This window comes from Bacteroidota bacterium, from assembly GCA_030706565.1.
Taxonomy (GTDB): domain Bacteria; phylum Bacteroidota; class Bacteroidia; order Bacteroidales; family JAUZOH01; genus JAUZOH01.
Map to the genome: position 1 here is coordinate 1 of JAUZOH010000043.1, position 16,063 is coordinate 16,063.

Genomic DNA, 16,063 nt, shown 5'->3' on the forward strand with positions numbered 1-16,063 from the left:
CGAATGTTGGTCGGGATCGAGCACCGTTACCAGGTTAAGTCTTCCCAGATTGCTGTGGTTGGCGACCGGATCTACACGGATTTGCAGTTGGCCTATAATGCCAAGGCATTGGGCGTGCTTGTTTTAACCGGAGAAACAAGCCTCGATGTGGCCGAGAAATCTGATCCCCGTCCGGATATCATTGTGGACGACCTGGGCAAATTTGGGGAAATGCTTTTACAGATTTAGTCAATCCGGGTAATGAATTTAAAATTCTAGCCTGCACTTTAGGTTAAACCCACCGTAATTGTTCATCTGCAAGAAAAAATATTCTTTCGAAATATAGGATTCCTGTGCAATCATAAAAAAGAAAGAAAAAAATCAAAAAAATGTTTGTTTTTCTTTCTTTTTTTATATTTTTGAAAATGTAAAATTTCTTTTCGTATACAAATAATGATTATTTAAAAGGTATGTTAAGAAAAGGAAATAGACCCTTAAAATTTAGTTGTGCTTAAATAATAGATAAACAAAACTCTAAGTAAATTCTTCAAGGAAGAATTTCTACCAATTTTATTTCATCAGTACTAACTATTAAATTCTTATGATTATTGACTATGAAAATTTTACGAAACATTGTATGGCTTATTCTTATCGTATCCGGGGCTGCATGTTTTAACATGAATGCCCAGAATATGCATAAGGGAGTTTCACCTTCCTGGCTGAAGCAAGCTATTTTTTATCAGATTTATCCTCAAAGTTACAAAGATTCCAATAATGACGGGATTGGGGATATTCAGGGGATTATTGGACAATTGGATTATATCAAGTGGTTGGGTGTCAATGCTATTTGGATTAATCCTTGTTTTGAGTCTGCCTATAAGGATGCAGGTTATGATGTCATCGATTATTATAAGGTAGGCAAACGTTACGGAACGAATGAAGACCTGCAGCGTCTTTTTGCTGAAGCTCATAAAAGGCAAATCAGGGTTTGCCTGGATTTGGTTCCCGGCCATACTTCCATCGAATCCCCCTGGTTCCAGGCTTCTCAACGTAAAGAAAGAAATGAATATACCGACCGTTATATCTGGACCAATGATTCTACATTGAAACCCACCAAGAAATTTGTCTCTGGTCATTTTGAGCGCAATGGCGCGTACCTGAAGAATTTCTTTGATTGCCAGCCTGCATTGAATTATGGTTTTGCAAATCCTGATCCTGCACATCCCTGGGAGCAACCTGTTACGGCCGAAGGTCCGCGGAAAAATAAGGAAGAGATTATGAAGATAATCGATTTCTGGATGGATAAGGGTTGTGATGGTTTCCGCGTTGATATGGCCCATTCGCTTATAAAAAATGATAAAGATTGGGTTGAAACCGATAAGTTCTGGCATGATGTCCGTTTGCACATGCAACAGCGGCATCCCGAGGGAATCTTGCTTTCAGAATGGGGCGATCCCAGTCAGTCACTTAAAGCCGGTTTTACCATGGATTTTATTTTTCAGACCTCTAATAGCGGTTATACCCAGTTGTTTTACAACATGATAGGTAAAAAAATTGTAGATTCTTCCTACTTCGATCTTAGAGGTTTGGGCGATCCGACTATATTTGCTAACAATTTGACTATACAATTAAAGGCTGCTAAGGAATATGACGGGTATATCTGTGTCCCTACCACGAATCATGACCGGCAAAGACCTTGTTGCAGGGCAAGGGATACTGCTCCCCAGTTGAAAACTGTCATGGCCTTGCTTTTTACTCTCCCTACCGTTCCCCTGGTTTATTATGGTGATGAAATTGGGATGAAATACAGAGAAGGATTACCTCCCAAAGAAGGAAGTGTAACGGTTATTAACCGTGCTGGCAGCCGTACGCCTATGCAATGGGGTAAAGGTATAAATGCCGGTTTTTCAAATGCTTCACCTGACCAATTGTATCTTCCGGTGGATACAATGGCTAACTTTCCCAATGTGGAAACAGAGAAAAATGATCCTTCTTCTCTGCTCTCTTTCACGAGAACCATGATCAAAATAAAGAAAACAAACAGTGCTTTGGCTACAAATGGACAGATAAAATTTCTGCTCAGTAAAAAGCAGACCTATCCTTTAGTCTATGAGAGAAAATCAAAGGACGAAACCATCATTGTAGTTATTAATCCTTCTAATAAAGCTGAAGATCTGTTTATTAATTACAACGGTAAGATCAGTAAGATCGTTCCTATAGTTCAAAGTCCTTCATGCAAATTATCTTATACGGGAGGGAAGTTACATATCCTTTCAACGGCTGTGTCTTATGGTTTATATAAAGTTGATTAAACAATTAATATTAACTTAAAAACAAAGAAAGTGGAAAAAAGAGTTACAAATTGGAGGAATAAAAAATTCTTTTTGTTCCTTGTTATTGCGTTTCTGTTTTCTCAGCTGGGCCTTTTTGCCCAAGTACCTGAGAATGGCGGACTACCCTCTGTAACAGGAACAGTAGTCGATGAATCGGGAAATCCCCTTCTGGGAGCCACGGTTGTGGTAAATGGAACAACCAGTGCCTGTATAACTGATGCTAAGGGGCATTTTTCAGTCAAGGCCGGAATTTCTTCTGTGTTAACGGTTACTTATGTAGGATACAAAACTAAAGAAGTATCCGTATCCAGTTTTCAGGATTTAACCATTGTCCTTGAAGAAAGCGCTAAGGCTTTGAAAGAAGTAGTGGTTGTGGGTTATGGAACCTTGCAAAAAAAGCAGGTAACCAGTTCTATATCTTCTGTATCTGGTGATGACCTGATGGCTGGTGTAGGGGGTGCTAATATTGGCACAGCTTTACAGGGAAAAATCAGCAGTTTGGTCATTACCGGAAATTCCAGTCCTAACTCCGGAAGTACCTTTCAGTTGAGAGGTGTTGCTTCTGTAAATGCAGGAAAAACTCCCTTGATTGTTATTGATGGAATGCCTGGAGGTGATATCCGTCAGATCATTCAGGAAGATATTCTTTCGGTTGATGTATTGAAGGATGCTTCGGCTGGCGCTATTTATGGTACACGGGCTGCCGGCGGTGTCATTCTGATTACTACCAAGAAGGCACAGATGAATCAGGATGGGAAACTGAGGATGACTTATACCGGTGAATATAACGTTCAGACTGTCCGCAGAAGACCTGAAGTTTTATCTGCTGATGACTTTCTTGCAGATGGAAGGGGAACGGATTATGGTTCCAAAGTCGATTGGTACAACGAACTGATCAACAAAAGCCCGTATTCCCAAAAACATGTGTTTAATTTAAATGGAGGTAATAAATTTACTCAGATTTATGGAACCTTCATGTATAATAAGCAAAATGGCATTGCTATTGAAGATTCAAGAACCGATTATGCAGGCCGTTTTAATGCCAACTTCAATTTACTTGATGGATGGTTGGAAATAAAAACTCATGCAGATTACAGACAAGCTAAGAGAAATGATAATTCACCTAATTTCAAACAGGCTTTATTTAACAATCCTACCCGTTCCCCTTATGATACAAGCAGTATTACCGGGTATAATGTTTGGTTGAATGAATCACTGGATTATAATGTATTGGCTGATTCCAAATTGACTACCGACGAAGGTCTTGATAAATGGTTTATGCCTGATGCAACCTTTAAAGTAAATATTTTATCTGTTCCGGGCTTATCCGTTCAACAGTCCATAGCTTATGAAAACAGGCAATATGAACATCATGTATATCAATCCAGGTATCACCGTGTGCAGTTGGAAAATAGTACTACCGGTACTGCATCTTTAAGTTTTAATAAAACTGAGAATTTATCCTCCGAAGGTCAGGTTTCTTACATACATAATTTTAATAAACATGCCATTAATGCATTGGCTGGTTACAGTTATTTTGAATATAATAACGAAAGCTTTGGCATGTCTAATACGGACTTTACAAATGATAAAGTAAAGTTCTGGGATATGGGGGAAGGAACTTTTCTGGCTGAAGGCCAGGCTTCTATGAGCTCGAACAAGTCAATTACCCAACGCCTGGTTTCCATGTATTCCCGTGTAAATTATTCATATAACGACAAATATGTGTTTACCGGAACATTCCGCCGGGAGGGATCCTCAAAATTTGCTATTAACAACCGTTGGGGAAATTTCTGGTCATTATCCGGAGGTTGGCATATTTCTCAAGAATCATTCCTTAAAGATATTAAAGCCATCAGCGATCTGAAACTTCGTATAGGATATGGTGTTACCGGTAATAACAACTTTGGTGCCGATTATGCTGCAACGATGTACGGCTCTGATGTTTATTGGTTAATGCCTAATGGAACATGGGCTCAGAGTTACGGGGCTACCAAGAATATCAATAATGATTTAAAATGGGAAGAGCAGCATGAATGGAACTTAGGTCTTGATTATGCATTTTTCGATAACAGACTATATGGAAAATTCGATATCTATAAACGCAAAGTTGTTGGATTAATCTATAGCGTACAGGTTTCTCAACCCCCTTACACCAAATCAACCATGTATGAAAACATTGGTAATATGCAAAATACAGGCTGGGAATTTGAAATTGGAGGCGATGTTCTAAAAACAAGTAAATGGTCCTATAGGACATCTTTGAATTTAAGTCATAATGATACCAAGATCCTCAATCTTTGGGGTAATCAAACCTATTATGACTATGCCGATTTTCCGGCTCCCGGAAGTCCCGGAACTGCTATTCGTATCCAGGAAAATACAAAGGTTGGCAGCTTCTACATGTGGAAATTTGCCGGATTTGACAGCAATGGTGATTTTCTCCTCTATGACAAGGATGGAAAAGCTATCCCTGCAAGTCAGAAAACATTGGCTGACAAGCAATTCGTAGGCAATTTTGTTCCTAAACTGATGCTTGGATGGTCTCATAACCTGAGTTATAAAAACTGGGATTTGGGTGTGAACATGAGAAGCTGGATCAAATTTGACGTATACAATTCAATCAACATGTATTTTGGCCTTCAAAATGGTGCAGCCGGTCAGAATGTCCTGAAAACAGCTTATACCAAGTTTAAAGACGTCACCGGGCAGAAGCAATTATGTGACTATTTCCTGGAAGATGGTACATTCCTTAAAATTGATGCCATCAACCTGGCTTATAATTTGAATCTTAAGAAATATACCAGGCTTTTTGAAAAAGCCAGATTTTACGTAACGGCAAACAATGTCGCCACATTCACGAAATATAGCGGACAGGATCCTGAAATAGACGTGACCGGTTTGTCCGGTGGTATTGAATGGTTCAATGGCCTTTATCCGCAAGTTCGGAGTTATACATTTGGTGTTCAAGTCACATTTTAATTATTAAGGAAATATGAAAAACAAAATTTTCTCAAAAATTATATATGGTATAGTAGGATTGGTTGGTATAGCAGGCTGTAGTATTGAACCAACCTATTATTCTGAAGTTGTACCTTCTACATTTTATTCGAGCCAGCAGAATGTATGGCAGCGCTTTTACCGTCCGTTTACCCACTGGAGATGGTATGAAGCCAGTAGCGTTTATAAGTGGGATTTACAGGAATTTGGCACTGATGAGGTATGTTTACCTACCCGGGGAAGCGATTGGTTAAATGGAGGTATTTATCAACAGGTACACCATCACGTTTTTACTCCCGATTTAGGTGATGTGTATAATGGCTGGTATGGATTTTCAATGGGTGTCGCCCTTTCCTGGGATGCACTGCAGGATATTAATAAGTATGTCGATTTTAAAGCCCTGAAATTTCCGGAGGGTACAAAAGAATCAATGGAAACCCAACTTCAGACTTTGGTGGCTTCATTTTACCTGGATGGATTGGATCTTTTTGGCGGTTTGCCTTTATATACCAGCACAAACTCCAATCTCAAGCCAAGATCGACAGCTCAGGAAACATTTAATTTTATTGATTCCTTATTGAACATTTCTATTCCCAATTTGCCTGTAAAAACAACCCTGGGGGCAATGGAAAATGGAAGCATTAACCGTGCTGCCGGAGCAGCATTGAAAGCAAGGTTATATTTTAATGCCAAGGCATATATCGGAAAAGACATGTTTCAGGAATGTGCTGATATTTGCCAGGATATTATAGATGGTAAATATGGCAAATACGCATTGGCAACTGACTGGACCAATATTTTCGGCTTCAACAATGAAACCTGTCCTGAAATTATTTGGTCTGTTCCAAGTCAAAATGCTTTTCTTGAAAATGATGGTCTTTACTCCAGGTGGCAGCATTACAATACTTACAAATTTCTGGGTTCAATTGATCAGGAAAAAGGCAACAATGGTATGTGCCTGGTTCCATCCCTTGAACCTAATGGGACAAATTATAAGGATGATCCTAAATACGGATATAAATTGGGAGGTGCGTATGCGAAATTTAACAGTGCTGACGTTCGTAAACAACCCTATGTATATTTAGGGAGCGGCAAATACCGCGGGATGTTTATCGTAGGCAAACTGGTTAACCCGGTGGATGGGGGAACCTGTACAGGTAGCCGTGAATATAAGGGCAAAACCATTACTATGGTCGATCAGGTTTCTTATTTCAAACAACTTGGAACCACTGCTTATCCTACGGTCAATGATCTTCCTTCTACCGTTGCAACTGCAGAAGAAAATTCAGGGGTACGTCTGATGAAACTTAGCCCTATGCCTAATCTTACTGACCGGCTGTTGAGATGTAATCCGGATATTCCTGTCATCAGGCTTAGTGAAATTTATTACATGCTGGCAGAATGCAAACTGCGTTTGGGTTATCCTGACGTCGCAGCTAACTTGATTGAGACAGTACGTAAACGTTATTTTGCAAACGGTGTTGATCCCAACCCGGTTACCAAGGACAATCTGGACGAATACAGGATGCTTGATGAATGGATGGAAGAGTTTGTGGGAGAAGGACGCCGCCGTACCGACCTGATCAGATGGGGTGCTTATACCACCGAGGCATGGTGGGATCATACTCCCGATAATAATTCAAACCTGAACAGATATCCTGTTCCTACTTTGATTATGTCTTCAAATAACCTCCTGGAACAAAATCCCGGTTATTAATCAAGTTCTAATCAATTATCCGATAGTTATTGATTAACTGTCTAAGTTCTATAAACATTTGGTTAATTTGTAGTTGTTTATTTGGTTGATTTGCAACATGATAACTGCTGGAATTAAAATCCCGCAGTTATCTGTTTTTTAAGATTTTGTTAAAAATATATTATCGTGTGGAATTTTTTACGACCTCCGGCTCACAAGCCATTGATATCAGAAGAGAAGATAAATCCCCTTTATGTAAAATTGAGGTTTCAGGTTTTTTGCGGATCTTTTTTTGGTTATGCCGGCTATTATTTTCTGAGGAAAAATTTTTCGCTGGTAATGAATGATCTTAAAGCAAAAGGTTTCGATGAGGCTGATCTGGGTTTTGCCCTTGCTGCAATTTCTATTGCCTATGGAATAAGTAAATTTGTCATGGGCTCTGTTTCGGATCGAAGCAATGCCCGGAGATTTCTGACTATAGGTTTGATCTTATCCGCTTTTACCATGATTGCAATGGGGTTGATACCTGCTTTAACCTCATCTGTGTCCATCATGTTTATTGTTTTATTTATAAATGGCTGGTTTCAGGGTATGGGGTGGCCCCCCTGCGGAAGAATAATGACCCATTGGTTCTCGGCAAACGAGCGGGGTACGAAAATGTCAATCTGGAATGTAGCCCATAATGTAGGAGGTGCACTTATGCCATTGTTGGCTATATGGGGCTGTTCCTTGTTTTGCGATTGGCATGCAAAATTGTATTTCCCTGGAATTGCTGCATTAGTGGCCGCTTTTATCGCCTATTTATTAATAAGGGATACACCACAGTCCTGTGGATTGCCCAATATTGAACTTTACCGTAATGATTATCCTGCTACATATAATGAAAGTCAGGAAGAAGAGTTTACACCCAAACAGATTTTTATTGAATATGTTTTTAAAAATAAGTTGCTTTGGCTGATTGCCGTTGCAAATGCTTTTATATACCTGGTGCGGTATGGTGTGTTGGACTGGGCTCCGTTATATTTGAACGAGGTAAAACATGTATCCTCCACCGGGGGAAGTATTGCCTATTGCTTTTATGAACTTGCCGGCATTGCCGGTACTTTGCTTTGCGGCTGGCTTTCTGATAAAGTATTTAAAGGACGCCGTGCTCCGGTTATTATCTTGTATATGGCTTTGGTCGCTGTTGCCGTCATTGTCTACTGGCAAAACCCGGCAGGACATCCGGTAGTTGATGACCTTTCATTATTTGCCACGGGATTTTTAATTTATGGACCGGTTATGATGATTGGCGTTCAGGCACTAGACCTTGTTCCTAAAAAAGCAGCCGGTACAGCTGCCGGTTTCACCGGTTTATTTGGTTATTTGGGAGGGGCCGTGTTTGCCAATATTTTTTTCGGACTCATTGTTAAATATTTCGGTTGGAATGCTGCCTTCATCCTTTTAATAGCTGCCTGTATTCTTTCAATTTTAATGATTGCTTTGATCTGGAATGCGGAGAAAAGAATTCATAACAATAAAGCTAACATATGACAATTCATCATTGTCAGCCATTTTTAATATTTAGGAGGGAAACTTTAAATTGAGCTTTTAAAAATAGAATAAAAATTTGTTTTACTTTCTTTAAGTGTGTATTTGATTAATATTTATGCTATTTATTTATTAAACATATATAAAACGAAACAAATCTTTACAGATAAATCGTTGCATTATAAATAAGAAAGCAATATTTTGATTTTAAGGTGAAAAGATTTTATGAAAAATGAAAGATATTATATCTTTTTAATGGTTCAATACCATCTTCTGAAACTTCCTTTTTTTAAGGATATTAAAGACTTTGCTAATTATAAATAGATATTTTTAACAAAAAAGATAAACGAAAAGTTATGAAAAATTTTAACCGTTCTAAACTGTTTTTGATTATATGCATTGCTTTTTTAGGTTTTATCGTAGTTAGTTGTAATAAAAATACTGATCCTGTATCTTACTCTGTAAGTATTCATCCTCAAGCCGGAATGGATTTGTACGGTTTTATTGGAGATGTCAATGGGAATCCTGTCAAGGGGGTTGTTGTATCTGATGGTTATACCTGTGCTTTGACAGATAGTGCAGGTGTATATCAAATGAAAAGAAACACTAACGCTGATTTTGTGTTTTATTCTATTCCTGCAAGTTATAAGGCCGATCCTTCTGCCTTTTATCAAAAATTAGCCTCAAATTCCCAGCGTTATGATTTCAGTTTGGAAAAGTCAACTGTTGATGAAACGAATTTTAATCTCCTGTGTATAGGGGATCCGCAAGTAACCAGTACTACTCAGGTCAACCGTTTTAAAAATGAAACGATGGTTGACATTAAGGCTTTTGTTGACAGCAGTGCATATCCTTCGTATGGGTTATCGCTTGGTGATATGGTTGGCGATAAGCCGACTTTGCAAGCCACTATGAAGACTGTTATTTCTTCAACCAAGATGCCTGTTTTTGTAACTGTCGGGAATCATGATAAAGTAGCATATGCGGATACAACAAAACCTCGTAACAGCCTTGTTTTTTGTTCGACATTTGGCCCTCTGAATTATTCTTTCAACAGGGGGAATGTACATTTTGTATGCCTGGATGATATATTGTATTCCGGTGCATCTGTTTATGATGGTGGTTTTTCTGATAGCCAGGTAGAATGGCTCAAAGAAGATTTAAGTTATGTCCCTAAAACGGATATGGTTATTGTTTATTATCATATTCCTTTACGCAATACTACGAGTATTGTAAACCGTAATAATATTCTGAACCTGTTAAATGGTTTTGCTGAAGTCCATTTAATGGCCGGGCATACTCATTATACCCAGAATTACAGTGTAACAACTCCCATTTCCGTATACGAACACATTCACGGTGCAGCATGCGGCGCATGGTGGCATTCTACCATAAATGGGGATGGTACGCCCAATGGTTTTGCCGTTTATTCAATTAGTGGGAATACCATAAAGAACTGGTATTACAAATCTGTACACTATGATAAAAATTTCCAGATCCGGCTTCATTGGGGAAATGTAAAATTTGGCGGTACCTGTGGTTATTATTCTTACGGGCAAACGCAAAATACTTTAATTGCCAATATTTGGAATGCAGATAGTAAATGGACAGTTAATGTTTATGAAAACGGAGTGTTAAAAGGATCGATGACCAGGGCTTCGTCTGTCAAAACTGATGCCTGGTCACAGGGATATCATATTGGTGTTCTTGGACTTACTACTACAGGTTATAGCGAGTATACCAACCATGTTTATCTGTACCAGGTTTCTGATCCAACAGTAAAAATTACAGTTGAAGCTATTGATGAATTTGGAAATAAATATACCCAATCAGCAATCACCAGTGATTTTTCGACGGCTGAAGCTTATCAATAAATTGCTATAGTTGATTTTTTTTAAAACGAACATTAGGATTTTCCATTATAGTTAAGTTTGAAATATTTGCGGGATTTTGAGAGAGATTTTATCTGTTAAGAAATTTCGCAAATATTTTTATTCGATGATTATTCATTAAATAAATGTATTAAAATTTTCAAGGAACCTGTTTTAAAAACAAGTGTTATGAGTTATAATATTTTTAAGAATTTAAGAGTAGGATGGATGGTGTTTCTCTGTTCTATATTGTCATTTTCCCCTGTATTTGGGCAAACTGCCAATTATCCTGTTGCAGATCCCCATTCTGTTGTAAAAATGGGGAATGTCCGCTTTACCGTATTGACCCCTGACCTGATCAGAATGGAATGGGATAGTTTGCAGAATTTTAACGATGCCGCTTCTTTTGTTGTCATCAACAGGCAATTACCAGTCCCAACATTTTCAAAATCAGTTAAAAGAGGCTGGTTATCTATAAAAACTTCCAGTTTAGAGTTATCCTATAAATTAAATAGTGGGAAGTTTAATCGAGAAAATCTTAAAATTAAATATTTAAACAAAACGGATGCTTTTACCTGGGTCCCGGGGACGAAGCAAATGAATAATTTAAAAGGTACTTATAGAACCCTGGATGGCTTTAACGGTGATACGCATAGAACCAGAAAAACAAAAGTACCATTGGAAGACGGACTGCTTTCTACCGATGGTTGGACTTTAATTGATGATTCCCAATCTTTGATTTTCGATAATTCTGACTGGCCATGGGTAAACAAGCGGGTGAATAATAATGCCCAGGATTGGTATTTTATGGCTTATGGAAAAAATTATACTGCAGCATTGAAGGAATTTACTTTAATTGCCGGAAAGATACCTTTACCTCCCCGTTATGCTTTCGGCTATTGGTGGTCGCGTTATTGGAGTTATTCTGATAATGAATTGAGAAACCTGGTGGGTAATTTTAAAAAATATGATATTCCCCTGGATGTATTGGTTATTGATATGGATTGGCACAATACCGACAGTTTAACAAGCAGGCATGATGAGTTCGGGCAAAAGCAACAATGGACAGGCTGGACATGGAATAAGCGCCTTTTTTCTGATCCGGACGATTTCCTTACCTGGGTAAAGGGGAATCATTTGAAAACAACTTTAAATCTTCACCCTGCATCGGGCATTGCTCCTTATGAAGAACCTTACAAGAGGTTTGCTGAAAAGATGAATTTTGACACCTTAACTCATAAAAATATTCCTTATGAACCTACCAGTAAAAAATTCATGACTAATCTTTTTGATGTGGTTTTACATCCGATGGAGAAAAAAGGGATCAGTTTCTGGTGGCTTGATTGGCAACAATGGTTAAATGACAAGAAGATTCCTGAACTGAGCAATACCTGGTGGTTAAATTATACTTTCTTTACCGATCAGGAAAGAAATTCGGATACCCGGCCTTTGCTTTATCATCGTTGGGGCGGATTAGGAAATCATCGTTATCAGATTGGATTTTCTGGTGATGTCGTAGTTTCTTGGGCTTCACTTAATTTTCAACCCTATTTCACCAACTGTGCTTCGAATGTACTGTATGGATACTGGAGCCACGATATTGGCGGGCATATGTTGACTAAAGATATGAAACAGGAATTGAATCCCGAGCTTTATGTACGCTGGATGCAGTATGGGGGATTTAGTCCCATATTCCGTACGCATACATCTAAAAGCGCTGTTTTAAACAAAGAAATCTGGAATTTCAGGGGCGAGTATTTCGATGCTTTATATAATTCCATCCATCTTCGTTATCAGTTATCTCCATACATTTATACAATGGCCCGTGAAGCTTATGATACCGGCATTTCGCTTTGCCGTCCCATGTATTATTCCTATTCAAGGGAGCCTTTGGCATATACTTACAAAAATCAGTATTTCTTTGGTGACGATATGCTGGTTTGCCCCATCACATCAGCAATGCAGGGTGGAAAATCTGATTTGAAGCTATGGTTGCCCAAAGGTAATGATTGGTACGAATGGTGCAGTGGTACCTTATTAAAAGGTGGTCAGGAAGTTAACCGCAGCTTTTCATTGGACGAATACCCTGTATATGTTAAGGCCGGATCTGTCATTCCTATGTATAACAGCAGCGTGAAGAATCTTGATGAAAATCCTCAAAATATCATCATCGGAGTTTTCCCTGGTGGAGACGGAACCGCAAATATATATGAGGACAATGGTACGAATAAGGATTATGCTACACATTTTGCAATTACCCGTGTTGTCTCTAAGGTTAATTCTATTAACCGTACACAGGAAATTACGATTTATCCTAGAGAAGGCCAATATCAAAACATGACCCTTTCAAGAACCTACACAATACGGTTATACGGTGCTGAGATTCCTCAAGAGATTAAAGTAAACGACCGCAAATTGGATTTTTCACTTACAGTTGATTCCGACAAATGGAATTATGATGGGAACGAATTGGCAGTTAATATTTTCCTTCCCAGGGATCTTTGCTCAACTAAGCAGGAAATTAAGATTTCTTATAGCAAAAAGGACAGTGTAAATGTAAATACAGGCATAAAGAGAGTGTTTAAAGAATTGACTAAACTGGTACTGGCCAAAAAGTTTGAAGACCCGGCCTGGATTGTCCCTGATTATATTGGGAATTGTGAAGAAACTAATTTAAAACTGGGTTATTATCCTGAACAGTTTTATTCGTTGATTCAATATTTTAATTCAAATTTTTCAAAATCTTTGGATGATTTAAATGGCATGAAAAAGAAATAATTAAGGCTTAAATGATTAAAAAAGGTTCCTGTAATATTTGAGTGTTTTTTACTTAAATATTTACAGGAATCTCTATATCCGAAAGTGACTAAAAAAATAAAAATGAAAAGGCATCAATTGTGGTTACTTGCAGTAATCATTTTTCTTCTTCAATGTATTGGTGGATATGGAATTTCATTCACTGGCGATGAAGTTGTTCCTGATAAAGGAATTAATTTATATGGTGAGATTAAGGACAATGAGGGAAATCCTGTTCCTAATGTGGTTGTAAGCGATGGTTATACTTGTACGGCCACTAATTCAAAAGGTTTGTATCAGCTTGTGAAAAACAAGAATTCCCAATTCGTTTTTTATTCTACCCCTTCGGCTTATAAGATAGAAACGAAAGGTTCAAACGATAATAATCCTTGTTTTTATGCCCGTATAGATGGAAAATCTAATCAGCTAATCAGGCATGATTTTGTACTGAATAAACTGTCAAATTCTGAAAACAATTTCACCCTTGTTTGCATTGGTGATCCACAATGTGCAAATAGTGTTCAGACAGCCCGTTTTAAAAATGAAACGGTAAAAGATTTAAATCACTTAATAAGTACTGTGTCTGCTCCCTGCTATGGCATAGCCTTAGGTGATGTGGTCTGGAATACCCCTGAGGTTTTACCCGCAATGAATAAACTTATTGGCTCAATTCATATTCCTGTTTTTGTAACTGTAGGAAACCACGATAAAAGCCGGAATCCTCAGTCTAAATTACTTCCAAGAAGTTCTGATGATTTCAAGAGTGTATTCGGGCCCACTGATTATTCCTTTAATCGAGGAAGTGTACATTTCATTTCTTTGGATAATATCATGTATTCCAATTCTGAGGATTATAAGGGGGGGATAACTGATGAACAGTTAAAATGGGTTAAAAATGATTTGAGTTATGTGTCTAAAGATAAAATGGTTATTGTTTATTACCATATTCCGGTAAGCAATGCAAAAGACAATAATGAAGAAATATTACGTAATTTATTAAAAGATTACAAGGAAGTACATTTGATGGCCGGTCATACACATACTAACAAAAATTATATTTTTACCTCTGCACACAATATGTATGAACACATTCATGGGACGGCCTGCGGTGCTTTTTGGCATTCTACAATGTGTTGCGATGGTACTCCCAATGGTTATGAAGTCTATGAGATTGACGGGAACAGGATGAAGAACTGGTATTTCAAGGCTGTAAATTATGACAAAGGTTTTCAGATCAGGCTCTATCATGGAGATGCTTCATTTGGTGGGCAATACGGAAATTTTTCTTTTGGATTGGGCAAAGGTTCTATTGTTGCAAATGTTTGGAATGCCGATAGAAAATGGAAAATTGAAGTTTTTGAAGACGGGGCTAGGACCGGCAAAATGAAAAGCATGGCTGGTATTAGCTATGATGCCTGGGCCGTGGGCTATCATGTCGGAGTTTTGCACAGGAAAATGAAAAGTTTTGGTAAAAAATGTTCTCATCTATATACATATACCCTGAAGAATCCTGGTGCATCCAGGATTGAAGTGAAGGCCACAGATGAATTTGGGAATGTTTATACCCAGAATTCTTTTACTTCTGATTTTTCTTCAGCTATTTCTTATTGAAATTTTTATTAGAATTTAAGAAAATGTAATTTACGGGTCTTGAATGATCTAAATTTCAATTTATGAAAATGAAACACTTTTGTTTTTTGTTGATTTTTTCATTTTTCTTCTTTATGGAAGCCTATACTCAGAAAATTGATGCTGAGTGGGTTAAAAAAAATTATGCAAAGAGGGAAGTGATGATCCCGATGAGGGATGGAACCAGGCTTTTTACAGCAATTTATGAACCAGTATCCGGGAGTGATAAACATCCCATTTTAATTACCCGAACACCATACAAGGCCGGTCCCTATGGTCTGGAAATGAGCTCCATGTTATGGAATTCCTGGAGTAATTATTCCAGGGAAGGATATATCCTGATCATACAGGATGTGCGTGGAAGATGGATGAGTGAAGGTCAATTTGTAGATATTCGCCCGTTCAATGCAAAAAAGAAGAAGAAAACAGATGTAGATGAAGCCAGCGATGCTTATGATACTGTCGATTGGTTGATTAAGCACATTAAAAACAATAACGGAAGGGTTGGATTTATAGGAACTTCATATCCGGGATTTTATGCCATGATGGCTGCTTTGTCAAATCATCCTGCTGTCCGTGCAATTTGTACGGGAGCCCCGGTAACCGATTGGTTTATGGGCGATGATATCCATCATAATGGGGCATTAATGCTGACGGACGCTTTTCATTTCCTTTCTGGGGTAGGACGGCCCCGTCCGGTACCTGTGATGGCGCAATCCTCTGCCTTACCCTTTTATCAGACAGACGAATATTCTTTTTTCCTTAAATCAGAAGGGATTAAAAATTTATCTTCTTTACTCGGTGATAGTATTAAATTCTGGAATGAAGTTATGCAGCATCCCAATTATGACAGTTGGTGGCAAGCACGTAATGTACGTCCCAATTGTTATAATATTAAACCTGCTGTATTAGTCGTGGGAGGGACGTTTGATGCCGAAGATTGTTATGGTACATTAGGAACATATAAGACCATCAATCAGCAAAGTCCTCAAACCAAGCTGAATATAATACTGGGTCCCTGGGCTCATGGCAAATGGAATACAAGTAATGTAAATTCATTGGGAAATATTTATTTCGGAGGAAACACATCGGATTATTATCGCAATAATGTTGAATTTCCATTTCTGAATTATTATTTAAAAGGGGAGGGAGCTATCGATAGTTTAGGCAAGGCCACTGTATTTTTTTCCGGAAGTAACCAATGGCGAAGGTTTACTGAATGGCCTTCA

Annotated in this window: 9 protein-coding genes; all 9 read left to right on the forward strand. The window is 38.1% G+C overall.

All coding sequences use genetic code 11. From position 1 onward, the window contains the following. The coding region (locus Q8907_04045) for an HAD hydrolase-like protein (protein ID MDP4273431.1) at window positions 1–228 on the forward strand (228 nt) is incomplete at its 5' end. 365 nt (window positions 229–593) lie between these two features. Next, window positions 594–2,291 (forward strand): alpha-amylase family glycosyl hydrolase, encoded by a 1,698-nt coding sequence (locus Q8907_04050; protein MDP4273432.1) that lies wholly within the window; start codon window positions 594–596, stop codon window positions 2,289–2,291. Window positions 2,292–2,321: 30 nt separating this feature from the next. After that, window positions 2,322–5,294 (forward strand): SusC/RagA family TonB-linked outer membrane protein, encoded by a 2,973-nt coding sequence (locus Q8907_04055; GenBank protein ID MDP4273433.1) that lies wholly within the window; start codon window positions 2,322–2,324, stop codon window positions 5,292–5,294. A gap of 13 nt (window positions 5,295–5,307) precedes the next feature. Beyond that, window positions 5,308–7,029, forward strand: a complete 1,722-nt coding sequence (locus Q8907_04060) for a RagB/SusD family nutrient uptake outer membrane protein (protein MDP4273434.1) — start codon at window positions 5,308–5,310, stop codon at window positions 7,027–7,029. 165 nt (window positions 7,030–7,194) lie between these two features. Further along, the gene (glpT, locus tag Q8907_04065) at window positions 7,195–8,541 is read left to right on the forward strand and encodes a glycerol-3-phosphate transporter (GenBank protein ID MDP4273435.1); all 1,347 of its coding nucleotides are present in this window, start codon (window positions 7,195–7,197) and stop codon (window positions 8,539–8,541) included. A gap of 353 nt (window positions 8,542–8,894) precedes the next feature. Next, window positions 8,895–10,412: a calcineurin-like phosphoesterase family protein gene (locus Q8907_04070; protein MDP4273436.1), complete on the forward strand. Its 1,518-nt coding sequence runs from the start codon at window positions 8,895–8,897 to the stop codon at window positions 10,410–10,412. Between the two features lie 186 nt (window positions 10,413–10,598). After that, complete coding sequence (locus Q8907_04075) at window positions 10,599–13,187, forward strand: glycoside hydrolase family 31 protein (GenBank protein MDP4273437.1); 2,589 nt, start codon at window positions 10,599–10,601, stop codon at window positions 13,185–13,187. Window positions 13,188–13,289: 102 nt separating this feature from the next. Then, window positions 13,290–14,816 carry a calcineurin-like phosphoesterase family protein gene (locus Q8907_04080; protein MDP4273438.1) on the forward strand — a complete coding sequence of 509 codons (1,527 nt, stop codon included), beginning with the start codon at window positions 13,290–13,292 and terminating at the stop codon, window positions 14,814–14,816. A 62-nt stretch (window positions 14,817–14,878) separates the two neighbouring features. Beyond that, window positions 14,879–16,063, forward strand: a 1,185-nt coding sequence (locus Q8907_04085; GenBank protein ID MDP4273439.1) for a CocE/NonD family hydrolase, incomplete at its 3' end; no start/stop codon positions are given.